Source organism: Streptomyces africanus, assembly GCF_030816955.1.
GTDB lineage: Bacteria > Actinomycetota > Actinomycetes > Streptomycetales > Streptomycetaceae > Streptomyces > Streptomyces africanus.
In genome coordinates, this window is record NZ_JAUSYP010000001.1 from 4347260 (window position 1) to 4367054 (window position 19795).

Sequence of the window (19795 nt, forward strand, 5' to 3'; positions counted from 1 at the left end):
GTGCAGCAGTGAGCGACGTTTCACGTGAAACACGATGCACAGCAGCCGTGGCCGAACTGCCGCGACACTCCGGCTTGCGTACGTTTGGCAGCTTGTGTGGAGTACGTCTCGTCCTCAGGACGGATCAGCGTCGCCGACGGGCGCGCCCCGTCCGAGCCGCCTTGGCGCGCTTCGCCGCGAAGCGCACCCCGCCGGGGCTCTCCCCGACCTCCACCCGGACGACCGTGGACATCGGGTCCACCACGCCCTCACCGACATGCAGGATGGACGTCTCCACCGCACCCAGCTTGCTGAGAGCCGCTGACGCGCTCTTCAGCTCCTCCTCGGCGGTGTCGCCCTTGAGCGCGAGCATTTCCCCGTACGGCCGCAGCAGGGGGATACCCCATGTGGCGAGGCGGTCGAGGGGCGCGACAGCCCGGGCCGTCACGACGTGGACGGGCTGGATCTTCCCCATGACCTCCTCGGCCCGGCCGCGCACCACGGTCACATGATCGAGACCGAGCAGTTCCACGACCTCGCTGAGGAAGTTGGTGCGCCGCAGCAGCGGCTCCAGCAGCGTGATCTTCAGGTCCTCCCGGACCAGCGCGAGCGGAATGCCGGGGAGGCCCGCGCCCGAGCCGACATCGCACACCGTCACGCCCTCGGGCACGACCTCCGAGAGCACCGCGCAGTTCAGCAGGTGCCGCTCCCACAGGCGGGGCACTTCACGCGGGCCGATGAGACCGCGCTGCACGCCCGCCTCAGCGAGCAGCTCGGCGTACCGCACCGCATCCGCGAAGCGATCACCGAACACCTCGCGCGCCTGCTCGGGCGCGGGGGGAAGCTCCGCTGCCTCCGTCACGGGGGACCGTCCTTCCGTACCGCGTCAGCGCATGCGCGCCGACACCAGAACCACCAGAACTATCAGGCTGACAAAGTTCGGCCCCGCCTGCGCAACAGACGGGGCCGGGGAACGTGAGGGCCGATCAGGCGGGAAGTACGACGACGAAGCGCTGCGGCTCCTCGCCCTCGGACTCGCTGCGCAGGCCCGCGGCCTTGACCGCGTCGTGCACGACCTTGCGCTCGAACGGCGTCATCGGCTCCAGCTTCACGGCCTCACCGCTGCTCTTGGCCTCGGCGGCGGCCTTGGCGCCCAGCTCGGACAGCTCGGAGCGCTTCCGGGCGCGGTATCCCGCGATGTCGAGCATCAGCCGGCTGCGGTCACCGGTCTCCCGGTGCACGGCCAGACGGGTGAGCTCCTGGAGCGCCTCCAGCACCTCACCGTCACGGCCGACCAGCTTCTGGAGGTCGCGGCTGCCCGTGTCGCTGATGATCGAGACAGAGGCACGGTCGGCCTCGACGTCCATGTCGATGTCGCCGTCGAGGTCGGCGATGTCGAGCAGACCCTCCAGGTAGTCCGCCGCGATCTCGCCCTCCTGCTCCAGGCGGGTCAGGGTGTCTGCACCCTCGGCAGCGGCGGAGGTGGTGCCTTCCGTCACGGGATGGACTCCTTCTTACTTCTTGGACGGGGACTTGGGCCGCTGCGGACCCTTGCGCTGTCCGGACTGGGCCTTGCTGCGGGTGCCGCTGCCGGACTTCGCGCCGCCCTTCTTGGCAGCGGCGGCGGGCTTGGCGTCCTCGGGCTCGTCGGACTTGGTGAGCGACGTCTTCTGCTCGGACTCCTCGGCCGCCTTGGCGGCAGCGGACTGGCGCTGTGCCTTGGTCTGCCGCTTGGGCTGCTGACGCTTCGGCGTGCCGGTGGTGGTCGGCGTACCGTCCTCGGCCTCGACGGCGGCAGCGGTGTCGCTCTTGATCACGGTGCCGTCGGCCTGAGCGGCGAGACCGGCCTTGCTGAGGCCGTTGATGAACTTGCGCTCGAACTCGTTGCGGTCGCGTCCCTTGGCGACGATCGCCTTCACGATGACCTTGTCACGGCGCCGGCTGACCTTGCCGTTCGTGGTGACGTGCTTGTGCAGGCGCTCCAGGTAGGCGGCCTGGGCCTTGGAACCCGGGGTCGGGTTGTTGTGGATGACGTACATCTGCTGGCCCATGGTCCACACGTTGGTGGTCAGCCAGTAGACGAGGACACCGACCGGGAAGTTGATACCGAAGACGGCGAACATGACGGGGAAGACGTACATCAGCATCTTCTGCTGCTGCATGAACGGCGTCTTCACCGTGGTGTCGACGTTCTTCGTCATCAGCTGGCGCTGGGTGAAGAACTGCGACGCCGACATCAGGACGATCATGATGGCGGTGACCACGCGCACGTCGGTGAGGGAGGCACCGAGTGCTTCCACCTTCGACGAGCTGTCGGTGAACTTCGCCGCCAACGGCGCACCGACGATGTGTGCCTTCTGCGCACTCTCCAGCAGGCTCTTGTTGATCACGCCGATGGTGTCGCCCGTGGCGATGCCGTTGAGCACGTGGTACAGGGCGAAGAAGAACGGCGACTGCGCCAGGATAGGAAGGCACGAGGAGAGCGGGTTGGTGCCCGTCTCCTTGTACAGCTTCATCATCTCTTCGGACTGACGCTGCTTGTCGTTCTTGTAGCGCTCCTGGATCTTCTTCATCTCGGGCTGCAGCGTCTGCATGGCCCGGGTCGACTTGATCTGCTTCACGAAGAGCGGGATCAGGCAGATACGGATCAGGATCACCAGGGACACGATCGACAGGCCCCAGGCCCACCCGGTGTCGGGGCCGAAGAGGGCGCCGTACACCGAGTGGAACTGGACGATGACCCAGGAGACGGGTGTGGTGATGAAGCTGAAGAGGCTGGCAATCGTGTCCACTAATCATGCTCCTTGGGCATGGGACGGTGTCTCTGCGGCCGGGCTCGAAGGACTCGGGGGACTTGCGGGAGAAGTCTGTCCTTCGATGTCCGGGTCGGCGGCGGAGGGCCCGCCCTTGCGTGCACGCCACGCGTTACGCAGCATTTCGTGCCACCGCGGGCGCTTGCGCGGCGGGACATGGTCCACACCACCCAGCGACCACGGGTTGCACCGCAGGATGCGCCAGGCCGTGAGTGCCGTTCCCTTGATGGCACCGTGCCGGTCGATGGCCGTGAAGCCGTAGTGGGAGCACGACGGGTAGTACTTGCAGACCGGCCCCAGCAGCGGACTGATCGTCCACTGGTAGAGCTTGATCAGAGCAAGCAGCGGGTACTTCATCGCGCGCCCCCTCCCAGCAGCCGCTGGAGGGCGGCGTCCAGGTCTCGGGCCAGCTGTGCGTGGTCGGCGTCGCCCGCACCGGGCAGCGCTCGCACCACTACCAGGCTACCGGGGGGCAGCTGGGCGACTCGGTCGCGCATCAGATGGCGAAGCCTGCGCTTCACTTTGTTGCGTACGACCGCACCGCCCACGGCTTTGCTCACGACGAAACCCGCACGCGTCGGGGGAGCGCTCTCCCCAGGCGCATGCGGGTCCGTTGCACCGCTACGAAGGTGGACGACGAGGTGCGGACGTCCTGCCCGGCGTCCTCGTCGTACCGCGGTCGCGAAGTCCTCGCGCCGCCTCAGCCGGTTCTCGGTGGGCAGCACGACGTCATGACCTGACCGGGATCAGGCGGACAGACGGGCGCGACCCTTGCCACGGCGGGACGCGAGAATCGCGCGGCCGGCACGGGTGCGCATACGCAGCCGGAAGCCGTGGGTCTTCGCGCGACGACGGTTGTTCGGCTGGAAGGTGCGCTTGCTCACTCGGGGGCTCCAGAAAGATTCGGTAGTTGCGGGGTGCCGTCCTGGCTGTCACCGTGCGCCCACGAGTAGCTCGCAGTTACGCCCGAGTGCACCGCTTACCGATCACCCAAATGATCTGTGCCCATCGGAGGCAGGCGGCAGCAGCCATCGACAACTCGACCTGGTTACGGTACGCGCGGCTACGCCATCCGGTCAAACCAGCAGCCGCCCGGACACACTTGTCCACAGGCTGGGGACAACAACTTGAACCGCAGTGGCCGCCCTGACTACCGTGACGGAACTCCGATTCGTTCCCTTATCCCTGCCCCACCCGATTTACATCCCGAGCCGTCCCAGAACCACACGTTCGTGGGACCTGTGAGAGAGCGTGCCCTGTGGCTGACGTACCTGCCGATCTTGCCGCAGTGTGGCCACGCGTATTGGAGCAGCTCCTCGGGGAGGGCCGCGGCCAGGGCGTCGAGTCGAAGGACGAGCACTGGATCCGGCGCTGCCAGCCGCTCGCGCTGGTCGCGGACACGGCCCTGCTCGCCGTACCGAACGAATTCGCGAAGGGCGTACTCGAGGGCCGCCTGGCGCCCGTCGTCAGCGAGACACTGAGCCGCGAATGCGGCCGCCCGATCCGGATCGCGATCACCGTCGACGACTCCGCGGGCGACCCCCCGGCCACGACGGCGCCCCCGGCCCGTCCCCAGTCGCGTTACGAGGAGCCCGAGCTTCCGGCCGCGCGCCAGGACCGCGACGGTTACGAGGGGTACGGCCGCCATCGCGCCGACCAGCTGCCGGGAACGGCAGGCGACCAGCTCCCGCCCACGCGCGGAGATCAACTCCCCTCCGCCCGTCCCGCCTACCCCTCCGAGTACCAGCGCCCGGAACCCGGCTCCTGGCCGCGGCCGACGCAGGACGACTACGGCTGGCAGCAGCAACGCCTCGGCTTTCCCGAGCGCGACCCGTACGCGTCGCCCAACCAGGACACCTACGGCCCGCAGGACTCGTACGGATCCCATGGTTCGCATGGTGCGTCGCAGGATACGTACGGATCCCACGGGTCGTCGCAGGACGGGTATGGATCACAGCGATCGCATGGGTCACATGGATCACAGGGATCCCATGGGTCCCAGGACTCCTATGGATCGCACGGGTCCGACTCCTACGGCTCCCCCTCCCAGGACTACCGCCCGCAGTCCATGGAGCGCCCCTCCTACGAGGCACCGCGTTCCGACTACGACACGTCACGCCCCGACTACGACCAGCGCGACCCGGTCCGCCGGGAGCTGCCCGAGCCGCCGCCCGGCTCGGGGCACGTGCACCGCGGCGGTCCCGTCGGTCCGAACCTGCCCACGACCGGTGCGCCCGGGCCGCTGGCCGCACAGCCCGCGCCGGCGACCGGCCCGGGTGAGCCCACCGCGCGCCTGAACCCGAAGTACCTCTTCGACACGTTCGTCATCGGCGCCTCCAACCGCTTCGCGCACGCCGCCGCGGTCGCCGTCGCCGAGGCACCGGCGAAGGCGTACAACCCCCTATTCATCTACGGGGAGTCCGGGCTCGGCAAGACCCACCTGCTGCACGCGATCGGGCACTACGCGCGCAGCCTCTACCCGGGCACGCGGGTGCGGTACGTGAGCTCGGAGGAGTTCACCAACGAGTTCATCAACTCCATCCGCGACGGCAAGGGCGACAGCTTCCGCAAGCGCTACCGCGAGATGGACATCCTGCTCGTCGACGACATCCAGTTCCTGGCGGACAAGGAGTCGACGCAGGAGGAGTTCTTCCACACCTTCAACACGCTCCACAACGCCAACAAGCAGATCGTGCTGTCCTCCGACCGGCCGCCCAAGCAGCTGGTGACGCTGGAGGACCGGCTGCGGAACCGTTTCGAGTGGGGTCTGATCACGGACGTCCAGCCGCCCGAGCTAGAGACGCGGATCGCGATCCTGCGCAAGAAGGCGGTGCAGGAGCAGCTGAACGCGCCGCCGGAGGTGCTGGAGTTCATCGCGTCCCGGATCTCGCGCAACATCCGCGAGCTGGAGGGCGCGCTGATCCGCGTCACGGCGTTCGCCTCGCTCAACCGGCAGCCGGTCGACCTGGGCCTGACGGAGATCGTCCTCAAGGACCTGATCCCCGGCGGCGAGGACTCCGCCCCCGAGATCACGTCCACGGCGATCATGGGCGCGACGGCGGACTACTTCGGGCTGACCGTCGAGGACCTGTGCGGCACCTCGCGCGGCCGCGCCCTCGTCACCGCCCGGCAGATCGCCATGTACCTGTGCCGTGAGCTCACTGACCTGTCGCTGCCGAAGATCGGCGCGCTGTTCGGCGGCCGTGACCACACGACGGTCATGCACGCCGACCGCAAGATCCGCAATCTGATGGCCGAGCGCCGCTCGATCTACAACCAGGTCACCGAGCTGACCAACCGCATCAAGAACGGCTGACACAGCCGGGTCGTACGACGCCGAAGGGCGCCCCCGGAGCAGGTTGTCCGGGGGCGCCCTTCGACATGACGACGGCCGGCCGTCGTCATGCCGCTGTCGGCCGTCGTCATGTCGCGGTCGCCGGCTGTTCGAATACCTGCCGGGTTACGGCCTCTCTCCACAGATTCGGCGACTTTTTCCCGTCCACACCCTGGGGACCGGGAAGTTGTCCAGACTGTGTCCACAGAGGCACCTGGTGAGGGACCATCAGACCAGCTCAGTGACATGTGGATTCGTGGACGAAAGATCTCCACAGGCTGTGGACAGCGCGGGGATCCACAGGCTGTGCATCGAGTTGTCCACCGGCAACCCACAGGTTGAGGCCGGTTGTCCCCAGCGATCCCCAGCTTCTCCACATCGCTGTCCACTGTTCGGCAACGCGACGCGCCTCCTCACCGGGTCGAGTGAAAGGCGTCACACGAAGGTGCCGGGTTGGGCTGTGGGAAAGGTGGGTAAAACTGGGGACGGCGCTGGGGAGAACTCGCCTCCCCCTGTGCATGGGGTGTGCAGAACTTTCCGTTCTCCACAGAGACCCCTGGTTGTCCACCGCCGTCACCCACAGGACCGGTGGACAAAATTCCTGCTCTGAGCTGGGCAAACGTGGTTATCCACGGTATCCACAGGCCCTACTACTACTCCCGACTAGAGAGAGCTGGGAATTCGTTTCGAAGCGGGTCCTGTGCACAACTCGCCCTTCGGCGCCCGACCGCCCCTCGTCACGACTTGACCCCGAGAGGCACCTACTGTCAGTGCGGTGCGTCAGACTGGTCCCCGGTGTCCTCCCCATCCCAGGGACCGTCGACACCGACACAGACGACGAGGGCCAGGCAGAGCGAGAAGCGCCGGCAACAGCAGGAGGCGGCAACAGTGAAGATCCGGGTGGAACGCGACGTACTCGCGGAGGCAGTGGCCTGGGCGGCACGCAGCCTCCCGGCCCGTCCGCCGGCGCCTGTCCTCGCCGGCCTGCTGCTGAAGGCCGAGGACGGTCAGCTGAGCCTGTCCAGCTTCGACTACGAGGTCTCCGCGCGGGTGTCCGTGGAGGCCGAGGTCGAGGAGGAGGGCACGGTGCTCGTCTCCGGCCGCCTCCTCGCGGACATCTGCCGCGCCCTCCCCAACCGCCCGGTGGAGATCTCCACAGACGGTGTACGGGCGACCGTGGTCTGCGGCTCCTCCCGGTTCACCCTCCACACCCTGCCTGTGGAGGAGTACCCGGCGCTGCCGCAGATGCCGAACGCGACGGGCACGGTCCCCGGCGAGGTCTTCGCCTCCGCCGCCGCCCAGGTGGCGATCGCCGCCGGCCGCGACGACACGCTGCCCGTCCTCACGGGCGTCCGCATCGAGATCGAGGGCGACACGGTCACGCTGGCGTCCACCGACCGCTACCGCTTCGCGGTCCGCGAGTTCCTGTGGAAGCCGGAGAACCCGGAGGCCTCCGCGGTCGCCCTGGTGCCCGCCAAGACGCTGCTGGACACCGCCAAGGCCCTGACGAGCGGCGACCAGGTCATCCTGGCGCTCTCCGGCTCGGGCTCGGGTGAGGGCCTGATCGGCTTCGAGGGCGCCGGCCGCCGTACGACGACCCGCCTGCTGGAGGGCGATCTCCCGAAGTACCGCACGCTGTTCCCGACGGAGTTCAACAGCGTCGCCGTGATCGAGACCGCCCCCTTCGTGGAGGCCGTCAAGCGTGTGGCCCTGGTCGCCGAGCGGAACACCCCGGTGCGCCTCAGCTTCGAGCAGGGCGTGCTCATCCTGGAGGCCGGCTCCAGCGACGATGCACAGGCTGTGGAAAGGGTCGACGCCCAGCTGGAGGGCGACGACATCTCGATCGCCTTCAACCCGACGTTCCTGCTGGACGGCCTGAGCGCCATCGACTCCCCGGTCGCCCAGCTGTCCTTCACGACGTCCACCAAGCCCGCGCTGCTCAGCGGCAAGCCGGCGCTGGACGCCGAGGCGGACGAGGCCTACAAGTACCTGATCATGCCGGTGCGGCTCAGCGGCTGAGTTCCGACCGGTTGTCCACAGGCTGGGGGCAAACCCGCAGGTGAGGGCATACGACTGAGCGCGTATGCCCACAGATGTGCGCGAGCGTCCGGGTTTAGGCTCGGAGGGCTCGGCACGGTACGAAAGTGCCGCAACGCCACGTCGGACACCTGCGAACCTAAGGAACACAACTGATGGAGCTCGGTCTCGTCGGCCTCGGCAAGATGGGCGGCAACATGCGCGAGCGGATCCGCCGCGCGGGCCACACCGTCTACGGATACGACCGCAACCCGGACCTCGCCGATGTCCACAGCCTGCCGGAGCTTGTGGGCAAGCTCAGTGGCCCGCGCGTGATCTGGGTGATGGTCCCGGCAGGCGAGCCCACGCAGTCCACCATCGACGAGCTCGCCGAACTGCTGGAGCCCGGTGACGTCGTCGTGGACGGCGGCAACTCCCGCTGGACCGACGACGAGAAGCACGCCGAGGAGCTGGCGGCCAAGGGCATAGGCTTCGTCGACTGCGGTGTCTCCGGCGGCGTCTGGGGCCTGGAGAACGGCTACGCGCTGATGTACGGCGGCGACGCGGAGAACGTCGCCAAGGTGCAGCCGGTCTTCGACGCCCTCAAGCCGGAGGGCGACTTCGGCTCGGTGCACGCGGGCAGGGTCGGTGCGGGCCACTTCGCGAAGATGGTCCACAACGGCATCGAGTACGCGATGATGCAGGCTTATGCCGAGGGCTGGGAGCTGCTGGAGAAGGTCGACTCCGTGACCGACGTCCGGGAGGTCTTCCGCTCCTGGCAGGAGGGCACGGTGATCCGCTCCTGGCTGCTCGACCTCGCGGTCAACGCGCTCGACGAGGACGAGCACCTGGACAAGCTCCGGGGTTACGCACAGGACTCCGGCGAGGGACGCTGGACTGTGGAAGCCGCGATCGACCACGCGGTGCCGCTGCCGGCGATCACCGCGTCGCTGTTCGCGCGGTTCGCCTCCCGTCAGGAGGACTCGCCCCAGATGAAGATGATCGCGGCGCTGCGGAACCAGTTCGGCGGCCACGCGGTCGAGACCAAGTAAGCAACACCGACGGTTGGGGAGGTCGGCGAAACGACCATGCACGTCACGCATCTGTCGCTGGCCGACTTCCGCTCGTACCCCCGGGTCGAGGTCCCGCTCGACCCAGGGGTGACGGCCTTCGTCGGTCCGAACGGGCAGGGCAAGACCAACCTCGTCGAGGCCGTCGGCTATCTCGCCACCCTCGGCAGCCACCGCGTCTCCTCCGACGCCCCCCTGGTCCGCATGGGCGCCGAGCGAGCGATCATCCGGGCCCAGGTGCGGCAGGGCGACCGGCAGCAGCTGATCGAGCTGGAGCTGAACCCGGGGCGCGCCAACCGGGCCCGGATCAACAGGTCCTCGCAGGTCAAGCCGCGTGATGTGCTGGGGATCGTACGGACCGTGCTGTTCGCCCCCGAGGATCTCGCCCTGGTCAAGGGCGACCCGGGTGAGCGGCGCCGCTTCCTCGACGAGCTGATCACCGCCCGTTCCCCGCGTATGGCCGGGGTCCGCTCCGACTACGACCGGGTCCTCAAGCAGCGCAACACCCTCCTGAAGTCGGCCGCGCTCGCCCGTCGGCACGGCGGCCGCAGCATGGACATGTCCACGCTCGACATCTGGGACCAGCATCTCGCGCGCGCGGGCGCCGAGTTGCTCGCCCAGCGCCTGGACCTGATCGCCGCCGTGCAGCCGCTCGCCGACAAGGCGTACGAGCAGCTCGCACCCGGCGGCGGCCCGGTCGCCCTGGAGTACAAGCCGTCCGCGCCCGGCGAGGCGCACACCCGCGAGGACCTGTTCGAGCAGCTCATGGCCGCGCTCGCCGAGGCCCGCAAGCAGGAGATCGAGCGGGGCGTCACCCTGGTCGGCCCGCACCGGGACGACCTGCTGCTCAAGCTCGGCCAGCTGCCCGCCAAGGGCTACGCCTCGCACGGCGAGTCCTGGTCCTACGCGCTGGCCCTGCGCCTGGCCTCCTACGACCTGCTCAGAGCCGAGGGCAACGAGCCGGTGCTGGTGCTCGACGACGTCTTCGCGGAGCTGGACACCCGCCGCCGTGAGCGCCTCGCCGAGCTGGTGGCGCCCGGCGAGCAGGTCCTGGTGACCGCCGCGGTCGACGACGACGTCCCGCATGTGCTGTCGGGGGTGCGGTTCGCCGTGTCCGAGGGGTCGGTGGAGCGCGTATGACGGAGAACACACCGGACAGGTCAGCCGGCACCACACCGGACCACACACGGGGGCACACCCCGGAGAACCCGTCCGGGAAGGCCCCCGCGCCCCGCGTCCCCGAGCCGTCCGGCGTCGACCTCGCGCGCGTGGCGCTCCGCGCCGCCAAGGAAGCCGCACGCGCGCGTGGGGACGCGGCGCAGCAGAAGAAGCAGGCGCGCCGCGGCGGTCTGCGCTCCGGCGCGCGCGCCGACGGCCGCGACCCCATGGCGCTCGGCTCCGCGATCAACCGGCTGATCACCGAGCGCGGCTGGGAGGCCCCGGCCGCGGTGGGCGGGGTGATGGGCCGCTGGCCGCAGATCGTCGGCGAGGACGTGGCCAACCACTGTGTGCCGGAGCGGTACGACGAGGACGAGCATGTCCTGTCCGTGCGCTGCGACTCGACGGCCTGGGCGACGAACCTGCGGCTGCTCGCCCCGACGCTGGTCGCGCGCCTGAACGAGGACCTGGGGCACGGCACGGTGAAGATGATCAAGGTGCAGGGACCCGGCGGACCCAACCGCCGCTACGGCCCGTTGCGCGCCCCCGGGAGCACTGGCCCGGGAGACACCTACGGCTGACGGGAGCCCTGCCCCGAAGCCGACGGGAGCCCTGCCCCGAGGCTGCCCGAGGGCCCGGCGAGGCCTCGGGCGGGGGCCCTGCGAGGCCTCGGGCGGGGGCCCTGCGAGGCCTCGGCGGGGGCCCTGCGAGGGCCCGATCGGCGCCTGTTTCCCGTCGATCCACAGCAAGTGACTGACATCACAAAAATGGCTGTCGGCGGCCCGCACGGAGCGCCGGTGCCCCTCTCTTCGCACCACCGCACACGGTTGCGAATCGCGACCTGACTCCGAAGTAGCCAAGGGTTGACGGCCGGAAGCGCTGAGTGCCTCCGTGAGCCTCTTGGAGCCCCCATCCGCATATCGGGAGTCGGGGAAGACCGGTTGAGGGCGGCACATGCGGACCCAGGTACCGGCAAACCCCCATCAGTGTCAGTGCTACCGGTAGACTGGAAGCAATCCCGCCCCAATCGTGGGGACCGTCCGGGAAAAGCTGAGCAACGCTGATCAAGGCTTACCAACGCAACATGCCGCAGCCGCTCCGGCAACCCGCCGACGAGCCTGGCTCGTGCTGTGCCAGAAAGGGCGCTTCGTGGCCGATTCCGGCAACCCCAACGAGAACAACCCGTCCGTCGAGGCCCTGGCTGGAGTCGCCGAGGCCTCAGTCACTGCTTCGTACGACGCCAGTGCCATCACAGTCCTCGAGGGTCTGGACGCGGTCCGCAAGCGACCCGGCATGTACATCGGCTCGACCGGTGAGCGAGGACTGCACCACCTCGTGTACGAGGTCGTCGACAACTCGGTCGACGAGGCGCTGGCCGGCCACGCGGACACCATCGACGTGACCATCCTCGCCGACGGCGGTGTCCGGGTCGTCGACAACGGCCGTGGCATCCCGGTGGGCATCGTCGCCTCCGAGGGCAAGCCGGCCCTTGAGGTCGTGCTGACAGTGCTGCACGCGGGCGGCAAGTTCGGTGGCGGTGGTTACGCGGTCTCCGGCGGTCTGCACGGCGTGGGTGTCTCCGTCGTGAACGCGCTGTCCTCGAAGGTCGCCGTCGAGGTCAAGACCGACGGCCACCGCTGGACGCAGGACTACAAGATGGGCGTCCCCACGGCGCCGCTCGTCAAGCACGAGGCCACCGAGGAGACCGGCACCTCGGTCACCTTCTGGGCCGACCCGGACATCTTCGAGACCACGGACTACTCCTTCGAGACGCTCTCGCGGCGCTTCCAGGAGATGGCGTTCCTCAACAAGGGCCTGCGCATCAACCTCACCGACGAGCGTGAGTCCGCGAAGGCCACCTCCGGGGCGGACGAGGCGGGCGCGGACGAGACCGCCGAGGTCAAGACGGTCAAGTACCACTACGAGGGCGGCATCGTCGACTTCGTGAAGTACCTCAACTCCCGCAAGGGCGAGGCGGTTCACCCCACCGTCATCGACCTGGAGGCCGAGGACAAGGACAGGCAGCTGTCCCTCGAGGTCGCCATGCAGTGGAACGGCGGCTACACGGAGGGCGTGTACTCCTTCGCCAACATCATCCACACCCACGAGGGCGGTACGCACGAAGAGGGCTTCCGGGCCGCGCTGACCTCGCTGATCAACAAGTACGCCCGCGACAAGCGGCTGCTGCGCGAGAAGGACGACAACCTCACCGGTGACGACATCCGCGAGGGTCTGACCGCGATCATCTCCGTCAAGCTGGGCGAGCCCCAGTTCGAGGGCCAGACGAAGACCAAGCTGGGCAACACCGAGGTCAAGACCTTCGTCCAGAGGGTCGTCTACGAGCACCTGAACGACTGGCTGGACCGCAACCCCAACGAGGCCGCGGACATCATCCGCAAGGGCATCGCGGCGGCCACCGCGCGCGTGGCGGCCCGCAAGGCCCGCGACCTGACCCGTCGCAAGGGCCTGCTGGAGACCGCGTCCCTGCCGGGCAAGCTCTCCGACTGCCAGTCGAACGACCCGACCAAGTGCGAGATCTTCATCGTCGAGGGCGACTCCGCCGGCGGCTCGGCCAAGTCCGGCCGGAACCCGCAGTACCAGGCGATCCTCCCGATCCGCGGCAAGATCCTCAACGTCGAGAAGGCGCGCATCGACCGGATCCTGCAGAACCAGGAGATCCAGGCGATGATCTCCGCGTTCGGCACGGGTGTGCACGAGGACTTCGACATCGAGAAGCTCCGCTATCACAAGATCATCCTGATGGCGGACGCCGACGTCGACGGCCAGCACATCAACACCCTGCTGCTGACCTTCCTGTTCCGCTTCATGCGGCCCCTGGTCGAGGCCGGGCACGTGTACCTCTCCCGTCCGCCGCTCTACAAGATCAAGTGGGGCAAGGACGACTTCGAGTACGCCTACTCCGACCGCGAGCGCGACGCCCTGATCGAGATGGGCCGCCAGGCCGGCAAGCGCATCCGGGACGACTCGGTGCAGCGCTTCAAGGGTCTCGGCGAGATGAACGCCGAGGAGCTGCGCATCACGACCATGGACCAGGAGCACCGCGTCCTCGGCCAGGTCACCCTCGACGACGCCGCCCAGGCTGACGACCTGTTCTCGGTCCTCATGGGTGAGGACGTCGAGGCCCGCCGCGCGTTCATCCAGCGCAACGCCAAGGACGTCCGCTTCCTCGACATCTGAGTCGGTCTCAGCTGACCGCACCAGGAAGGATCTTCACCAGCAATGACCGACGAGAACACTCCCGTGACGACGCCCGAGGGTGACGCCCTGGCCATGCGCGTCGAGCCCGTCGGGCTCGAGACGGAGATGCAGCGCTCGTATCTCGACTACGCGATGTCCGTCATCGTCTCGCGTGCGCTGCCGGACGTCCGCGACGGCCTCAAGCCCGTCCACCGCCGTGTCCTGTACGCCATGTACGACGGCGGTTACCGCCCCGAGCGCGGCTTCTACAAGTGCGCCCGTGTCGTCGGCGACGTCATGGGCAACTACCACCCGCACGGCGACTCCTCCATCTACGACGCGCTGGTCCGCCTCGCGCAGCCGTGGTCGATGCGCATGCCGCTCGTCGACTCCAACGGCAACTTCGGCTCCCCGGGCAACGACCCGGCGGCGGCGATGCGGTACACCGAGTGCAAGATGGCGCCGCTGTCGATGGAGATGGTCCGTGACATCGACGAGGAGACCGTCGACTTCACGGACAACTACGACGGCCGCTCCCAGGAGCCGACCGTCCTGCCGGCCCGCTTCCCGAACCTGCTGATCAACGGCTCGGCCGGCATCGCGGTCGGCATGGCGACCAACATCCCGCCGCACAACCTGCGCGAGGTCGCCGCCGGTGCCCAGTGGTACCTGGAGAACCCCGAGGCGTCCCACGAGGAGCTCCTGGACGCGCTGCTCGAGCGCATCAAGGGCCCGGACTTCCCGACCGGCGCGCTCGTCGTCGGCCGCACGGGCATCGAGGAGGCGTACCGCACCGGCCGCGGCTCCATCACCATGCGCGCGGTCGTCGAGGTCGAGGAGATCCAGAACCGCCAGTGCCTGGTGGTCACGGAACTGCCGTACCAGGTCAACCCGGACAACCTCGCCCAGAAGATTGCCGACCTGGTCAAGGACGGCAAGATCGGCGGCATCGCGGACGTCCGCGACGAGACGTCGTCCCGCACGGGCCAGCGGCTCGTCATCGTGCTCAAGAGGGACGCGGTCGCCAAGGTCGTCCTCAACAACCTCTACAAGCACACGGACCTGCAGACGAACTTCGGCGCCAACATGCTGGCGCTGGTGGACGGCGTGCCGCGCACGCTCTCGCTCGACGCGTTCATCCGCCACTGGGTGACGCACCAGATCGAGGTCATCGTCCGCCGTACGAAGTTCCGCCTGCGCAAGGCCGAGGAGCGGGCGCACATCCTGCGCGGTCTGCTGAAGGCCCTGGACGCCATCGACGAGGTCATCGCGCTGATCCGGCGCAGCGACACCGTCGAGATCGCGCGCGGGGGCCTGATGAGCCTGCTGGAGATCGACGAGATCCAGGCCAACGCCATCCTCGAGATGCAGCTGCGCCGACTGGCCGCCCTGGAGCGCCAGAAGATCGTCCAGGAGCACGACGAACTCCAGGCGAAGATCAACGAGTACAACCAGATCCTGGCCTCCCCGGTCCGTCAGCGGGGCATCGTCAGCGCGGAGCTGACCGCGATCGTCGAGAAGTACGGCGACGACCGCAAGACCAAGCTGATCCCGTACGAGGGCGACATGTCCATCGAGGACCTGATCGCCGAGGAGGACATCGTCGTCACGGTCACCCGGGGCGGCTACATCAAGCGCACCAAGACCGACGACTACCGCGCCCAGAAGCGCGGCGGCAAGGGCGTCCGCGGCACGAAGCTCAAGGAAGACGACATCGTCGACCACTTCTTCGTGTCCACGACGCACCACTGGCTGTTGTTCTTCACCAACAAGGGCCGCGTCTACCGCGTCAAGGGCTACGAGCTGCCCGACGCCGGCCGGGACGCGCGTGGTCAGCACGTCGCGAACCTGCTCGCCTTCCAGCCCGACGAGGCGATCGCCGAGATCCTGGCGATCCGCGACTACGAGGCGGTTCCGTACCTCGTTCTCGCCACCAAGGCCGGACTTGTGAAGAAGACGCCTCTGAAGGATTACGATTCGCCGCGTTCCGGCGGTGTGATCGCGATCAACCTTCGTGCGCAAGAGGACGGTTCGGACGACGAACTGATCGGAGCCGAACTGGTCTCGTCGGACGACGATCTGCTTCTGATCAGCAAAAAGGCACAGTCGATCAGGTTCACCGCCTCGGACGAAACCCTGCGCCCCATGGGCCGTGCCACCTCGGGTGTCAAGGGCATGAGCTTCCGCGAGGGCGACGAGCTGCTCTCGATGAATGTTGTTCGAGCCGGTACGTTCGTGTTCACTGCCACCGACGGCGGGTACGCGAAGCGGACCAACGTCGATGAGTACCGCGTCCAGGGTCGCGGCGGCCTCGGCATCAAGGCCGCCAAGATCGTGGAGGACCGTGGTTCTCTCGTCGGCGCGCTGGTGGTCGAGGAGACCGACGAGATCCTCGCCATCACGCTGGGCGGCGGTGTGATTCGTACGCGAGTCAACGAGATCAGGGAAACCGGCCGTGACACCATGGGCGTCCAACTGATCAATCTGGGCAAGCGCGATGCCGTCGTCGGCATCGCACGCAACGCCGAGGCGGGACGCGAGGCGGAGGAGGTCGACGGCGACGTGGTCGTCGACGAGACCGCCGAAGGTGCCGCGACCACCGGCACGGACGAGGGTGAGGCGCCCTCGGCCGAGTAGCACGAGGAGTGAGTCAGCGTGAGCGGAGCCACGGGCGCCGGACCGACCGGTACCTCGAAGGGTACGGACACGGACGACGGCGGCCGTGGCTCCGCCGCGCGTGCGGCGGATCCGCACACGACCAACCTGAAGGCGATCAAGTCCCCGACCAAGGACGCGTCCTCGCCTGGCAGGAATGAATCACAGGGGGGAACTGTGACGGACACCAGAGGTCCGCAGACCCAGCAGCACACCGCTGGAGCGGGCCCGTCCGCATCCGGCGCCCAGTCGCAGCCCGAGCCGGCCGCGCAGGAGAAGGGCACCGCCGCGCAGACGGCCTCCCCCCTGCCGGGGGAACGGCAAGGACAGCAGCAGGCCGGGCCGTACCACCCGCCGCAGGCCTACCCGGCGCAGCCGGCGGCGGCCGGTGCCGGAGCGGGCGCTGCCGCCGCTGCCGTACGGCGTCCGCGCACAGGCGCGCGCACCACGCCGCGCGTCCGCAAGGCCCGCCTGCGGGTGGCCAAGGCCGATCCGTGGTCGGTGATGAAGGTCAGCTTCCTGCTCTCCATCGCCCTGGGCATCTGCACGATCGTGGCGGCCGCCGTGCTGTGGATGGTGATGGACGCGATGGGCGTCTTCTCCACGGTCGGCGGCACGATCTCCGAGGCGACCGGCTCCAACGAGTCGAACGGCTTCGACCTCCAGGCCTTCCTGTCGCTGCCCAACGTCCTGATGTTCACGTCGGTCATCGCGGTCATCGACGTCGTCCTGGCGACGGCCCTGGCGACGCTCGGCGCGTTCATCTACAACCTGTCCGCGGGCTTCGTGGGCGGCGTGGAGCTGACGCTCGCCGAGGACGAGTGAGTCCTTTGACGTTGTCCCGACAACCGATTTTGGGACTGCCCATGTCGTGCGCTAATCTTCAGGAGTCAGCGCGCGGGACACATACCGCAGAGCGCGGCGGGGCTATAGCTCAGTTGGTTAGAGCGCATCCCTGATAAGGATGAGGCCACAGGTTCAAATCCTGTTAGCCCCACCAGCGAAAAAGACCCCCGGTCCCCTTGGACCGGGGGTCTTTGGCATCTACGGGTGACACAGCCGCCAGGGGCGTGTCTCCCGCTTACCTCGGAGGTAATCGCGGCGTACGGAGCGCCTGGCTACGGTCAGGTCGTCGTACCGGAGCGAACGAAGGAAGCGGACGTGCCCGCATATGGCTTTGCGCACCTACGTGACCGCCGTCACCACCCTGACATCCTTGAGTACTTGGAACGCATTCAGGACACTCTCGACCCGTTTCACGGCCGTTTCCTGATCCACGGCCCGCCGACCGAGGTGGTGGAGGGGAGCTGGCCGGGCAGCATGGTGCTGATCGAGTTCCCCGGCCTGGCCGAGGCCCGCGCCTGGTACGCGTCCCCCGCGTATCGGGAAATCCTGCGGCTGCGGACCGACCACATCGACGGGGACGTCGTGCTGGTCGAGGGCGTCGGTCGCGGGTACGACCCGCGTGAGCGGGCGGTGAAGCTCAGGGGTGCCTGAGGCCACTGTGACGCCTGCTGACGCTCCGGCGCTTCTCCAGTGAGGCCGGTCGGCCTCCCGGAGACATTCCCTTGGGGGAACCTTGACGAGAAGCACCATGCCCAGACGCGTCCCGGCCAGGACGGTGGGCGTTGTCGCGGCGATGGCCGTCGCGCTCGCCGTCGCGCCGCCGGCGGGCACCGCGCAGGCTTACAGCGCGACGTCGGGAACGCTGAGCTTCAGCGGCGACGCGGGTGAGCCCATATCCGGCGGTCAGTCGTACGCGTACACGGCCGGCGCGGTCCAGATGTTCGACGTCCAGGGCAGCACGGACGGGAACAGCCTGACCGTCGCGGTGGACGCGGAGCAGGGCACGCTCTGGCGTCTCAACGTCGCCGCCCCCGACGGTCAGAAGCTGACCGAGGGCACGACGTACACCGGGGCGAAGCAATGGCCCGACGCCCAGCCCGAGGATCCGGAACTGGCGTTCAGCGGGACCGACAACGGGACCGAGAAGTGGTGCAACACCACCTCCGGTTCCTTCACCATCGAGCACATCGCTTTCGGCCCCTACGGCTACGTCAGCGAACTCGATGCCACCTTCGAGCAGTACTGCAACGGCTCGACGGTGCCGCTGCGCGGTGCGGTGCACGCGGTCATGCCCGAACCCCCGGCCGAACTCGCCATGGGGATGACCACCGACCCCGCGGGCACGGTGGAGGTCCCGGAGGGGCGGATCACCGTCGGCGGCACCGTGACGTGCAACAAGCCCGCGAGCGTCTCGCTCGCCGGCCAGGTCTTCCAGATCCAGAAAAAGGCGACACCGGGCGCGTCCTACCAGACGACCGTGGCCTGCACGCCGGGTGCGCCCGTTCCGTGGTCGGTCAGTCTGAGCAGCCAGGAGTCCGGCACCTCGTTCCAGCCCGGTACCGCGACGATCCGCAGCAGGGCCCGAGCGGATGACCGGGACTACCCGGTGACGGTCGACACGGGACAGCAGGAGGCACAGGTCACGCTCTCCAAGGGCTGATCCGTTGAAGAAGGCCCGGCGGCTCCGAGGAGCCGCCGGGCCTGTACGCGGGTCGCCGGGACGTTCCGGTGATATCAGCGCTGCAGCGGAGTGAGATGGTCCGTCGGGTCGCCGTCGGCGTCGGTGTCGTCGCCGGTGCAGTCGGCGGTGGGTGACGCCGTCGTGTCCGCGAGCGGGCGGTGGCGACAGCGGGGGGACTTGCCGTGGGCCTCGGCGTGGATGCGCTGCTTCATCGTGGGGGGCAAGGCCTTGGCGTAGGACAAGGACCTGGGGGCGGCCGTCGCCGGTGCCGTCCGCTGCTGCGGGATGAGCGCGCTGTTGCGCTCCTGCTCGTCCTGCGGTACCGCCGCCGCGGCGGTCGTGGTGACGAATCCGAGCGCCGTGCACAGCGCGAGGAAGGCGGTGACGATGGCGGTCCACAGGTTCATGACCTTGTTCCGGGCCATAACCCCTCACTTTCGGGTTGGGCGATTTGCGTACTTTCCTCATGATGTGTATGAGGGTCGAGAAGTGGTGGACCGACGCCCGTGGCGCATCGATGTTCAGATGAACACCACCCGTATGGACGCAAGAGGGGCGAAAAGCTGAGGAAGGAGGAGAAGAGCGGTCGAAGTAACCGTCCGTCGGCGTGTGATCACTCTCCGGCCGGATCGGTGGACTCCGCTTCTATCGCTGTGTCCCGGGCGGGAGTTGAGGTCCGACTCAGGTCACCGATCGGTATCGGTCGGTGTGTATAGTCGGGCGCCAGAGGTCCCCTACGTCAAGGAAAGACGAGGTCGCGCGGTGAAGAAGCTTCTCCTGGTCGCACTGGCCGCCATCGGCGGGCTCCTCGTGTACCGCCAGATCCAGGCGGATCGCGCCGAGCAGGATCTGTGGACGGAGGCGACTGACTCCGTGCCCACGGGTTCGTGAGTCACGACATCCCAAAGCGAGCACACCCCGGCCGCCTCGCGGTCGGGGTTTCGTGTGTGTGCGCGGACGGCGGGACGGTGGACGCGGCGGCGGGGCAGGATGGGCCACGGTTCCACGGTTCGAGGATGCACGGCGGTTCTGCGGTCCGGTGACG

17 protein-coding genes, 1 tRNA gene and 2 pseudogenes are annotated in these 19795 nt (G+C 68.3%); 13 read left to right on the top strand and 7 right to left on the bottom strand.

Annotated elements, in window-relative coordinates; translation table 11 throughout:
* Window positions 1–124: 124 nt before the first annotated feature.
* The 6 genes from rsmG to rpmH all read right to left on the bottom strand — a co-directional run bounded on the left by rsmG (window position 125) and on the right by rpmH (window position 3676).
* Window positions 125–841, bottom strand: coding sequence for a 16S rRNA (guanine(527)-N(7))-methyltransferase RsmG (gene rsmG, locus QF034_RS20200; protein WP_086560484.1), 717 nt, complete (start codon window positions 839–841; stop codon window positions 125–127).
* A 124-nt stretch (window positions 842–965) separates the two neighbouring features.
* On the bottom strand, window positions 966–1478 hold the full coding sequence (locus QF034_RS20205) for a Jag family protein (RefSeq protein WP_307176279.1): 513 nt from the start codon (window positions 1476–1478) through the stop codon (window positions 966–968).
* 15 nt (window positions 1479–1493) lie between these two features.
* Window positions 1494–2771, bottom strand: a complete 1278-nt coding sequence (gene yidC, locus QF034_RS20210; RefSeq protein ID WP_307176280.1) for a membrane protein insertase YidC — start codon at window positions 2769–2771, stop codon at window positions 1494–1496.
* 3 nt (window positions 2772–2774) lie between these two features.
* A complete protein-coding gene (gene yidD / locus QF034_RS20215) occupies window positions 2775–3149 on the bottom strand; it encodes a membrane protein insertion efficiency factor YidD (RefSeq protein WP_086560487.1) in 375 nt (124 codons plus the stop codon).
* Entirely contained in the window at window positions 3146–3517 is a 372-nt protein-coding gene (rnpA, locus tag QF034_RS20220) for a ribonuclease P protein component (RefSeq protein ID WP_082319883.1), read from the bottom strand. The genes yidD and rnpA overlap by 4 nt, the downstream gene beginning before the upstream one ends.
* Before the next feature lie 21 nt (window positions 3518–3538).
* Window positions 3539–3676, bottom strand: a complete 138-nt coding sequence (gene rpmH / locus QF034_RS20225; protein WP_003949374.1) for a 50S ribosomal protein L34 — start codon at window positions 3674–3676, stop codon at window positions 3539–3541.
* A 374-nt stretch (window positions 3677–4050) separates the two neighbouring features.
* Here rpmH and dnaA (QF034_RS41780) point away from each other — a divergent pair.
* The 12 genes and pseudogenes from dnaA (QF034_RS41780) to QF034_RS20280 form a co-directional block, all read left to right on the top strand.
* Window positions 4051–4660, top strand: a pseudogene (dnaA, locus tag QF034_RS41780) (chromosomal replication initiator protein DnaA); the annotation flags it as partial.
* Between the two features lie 167 nt (window positions 4661–4827).
* A pseudogene (gene dnaA, locus QF034_RS41785) lies at window positions 4828–6108 on the top strand (chromosomal replication initiator protein DnaA); the annotation flags it as partial.
* Window positions 6109–7014: 906 nt separating this feature from the next.
* The gene (dnaN, locus tag QF034_RS20235) at window positions 7015–8145 is read left to right on the top strand and encodes a DNA polymerase III subunit beta (protein ID WP_086560490.1); all 1131 of its coding nucleotides are present in this window, start codon (window positions 7015–7017) and stop codon (window positions 8143–8145) included.
* A 173-nt stretch (window positions 8146–8318) separates the two neighbouring features.
* Complete coding sequence (gene gnd / locus QF034_RS20240) at window positions 8319–9194, top strand: phosphogluconate dehydrogenase (NAD(+)-dependent, decarboxylating) (protein WP_307176282.1); 876 nt, start codon at window positions 8319–8321, stop codon at window positions 9192–9194.
* A 36-nt stretch (window positions 9195–9230) separates the two neighbouring features.
* Window positions 9231–10352, top strand: a complete 1122-nt coding sequence (gene recF / locus QF034_RS20245) for a DNA replication/repair protein RecF (RefSeq protein WP_086560492.1) — start codon at window positions 9231–9233, stop codon at window positions 10350–10352.
* On the top strand, window positions 10349–10951 hold the full coding sequence (locus QF034_RS20250) for a DciA family protein (RefSeq protein WP_307176283.1): 603 nt from the start codon (window positions 10349–10351) through the stop codon (window positions 10949–10951). Before recF ends, QF034_RS20250 begins: the two co-directional genes overlap by 4 nt.
* Before the next feature lie 568 nt (window positions 10952–11519).
* Entirely contained in the window at window positions 11520–13568 is a 2049-nt protein-coding gene (gyrB, locus tag QF034_RS20255; RefSeq protein ID WP_306965487.1) for a DNA topoisomerase (ATP-hydrolyzing) subunit B, read from the top strand.
* Window positions 13569–13610: 42 nt separating this feature from the next.
* Window positions 13611–16205 (top strand): DNA gyrase subunit A, encoded by a 2595-nt coding sequence (gene gyrA, locus QF034_RS20260; protein WP_307176284.1) that lies wholly within the window; start codon window positions 13611–13613, stop codon window positions 16203–16205.
* An 18-nt stretch (window positions 16206–16223) separates the two neighbouring features.
* A complete protein-coding gene (locus QF034_RS20265) occupies window positions 16224–17048 on the top strand; it encodes a DUF3566 domain-containing protein (protein ID WP_307176285.1) in 825 nt (274 codons plus the stop codon).
* Window positions 17049–17146: 98 nt separating this feature from the next.
* A tRNA-Ile gene (locus QF034_RS20270) sits at window positions 17147–17223 on the top strand.
* 161 nt (window positions 17224–17384) lie between these two features.
* Window positions 17385–17720, top strand: coding sequence for a DUF1330 domain-containing protein (locus QF034_RS20275; RefSeq protein WP_307176286.1), 336 nt, complete (start codon window positions 17385–17387; stop codon window positions 17718–17720).
* Window positions 17721–17817: 97 nt separating this feature from the next.
* Window positions 17818–18729, top strand: coding sequence for a hypothetical protein (locus QF034_RS20280; RefSeq protein ID WP_307176287.1), 912 nt, complete (start codon window positions 17818–17820; stop codon window positions 18727–18729).
* A 74-nt stretch (window positions 18730–18803) separates the two neighbouring features.
* Here QF034_RS20280 and QF034_RS20285 read toward each other — a convergent pair whose 3' ends face one another.
* Window positions 18804–19175 (bottom strand): DUF6344 domain-containing protein, encoded by a 372-nt coding sequence (locus QF034_RS20285; RefSeq protein ID WP_307176288.1) that lies wholly within the window; start codon window positions 19173–19175, stop codon window positions 18804–18806.
* A gap of 337 nt (window positions 19176–19512) precedes the next feature.
* On the opposite strand from QF034_RS20285, the gene QF034_RS20290 reads away from it, so the two are divergent.
* Window positions 19513–19641 carry a DLW-39 family protein gene (locus tag QF034_RS20290; protein WP_003999697.1) on the top strand — a complete coding sequence of 43 codons (129 nt, stop codon included), beginning with the start codon at window positions 19513–19515 and terminating at the stop codon, window positions 19639–19641.
* The last annotated feature ends 154 nt before the right edge of the window (window positions 19642–19795 follow it).

What these genes read in the sequence shown, in the direction of transcription:
- yidD (WP_086560487.1), bottom strand. Translation starts at nt 3,149, where the DNA reads ATGAAGTACCCGCTGCTTGCTCTGATCAAGCTCTACCAGTGGACGATC.
- gnd (WP_307176282.1), top strand. Translation starts at nt 8,319, where the DNA reads ATGGAGCTCGGTCTCGTCGGCCTCGGCAAGATGGGCGGCAACATGCGC.
- recF (WP_086560492.1), top strand. Translation starts at nt 9,231, where the DNA reads ATGCACGTCACGCATCTGTCGCTGGCCGACTTCCGCTCGTACCCCCGG.
- QF034_RS20250 (WP_307176283.1), top strand. Translation starts at nt 10,349, where the DNA reads ATGACGGAGAACACACCGGACAGGTCAGCCGGCACCACACCGGACCAC.
- gyrA (WP_307176284.1), top strand. Translation starts at nt 13,611, where the DNA reads ATGACCGACGAGAACACTCCCGTGACGACGCCCGAGGGTGACGCCCTG.
- QF034_RS20280 (WP_307176287.1), top strand. Translation starts at nt 17,818, where the DNA reads ATGCCCAGACGCGTCCCGGCCAGGACGGTGGGCGTTGTCGCGGCGATG.
- QF034_RS20285 (WP_307176288.1), bottom strand. Translation starts at nt 19,175, where the DNA reads ATGGCCCGGAACAAGGTCATGAACCTGTGGACCGCCATCGTCACCGCC.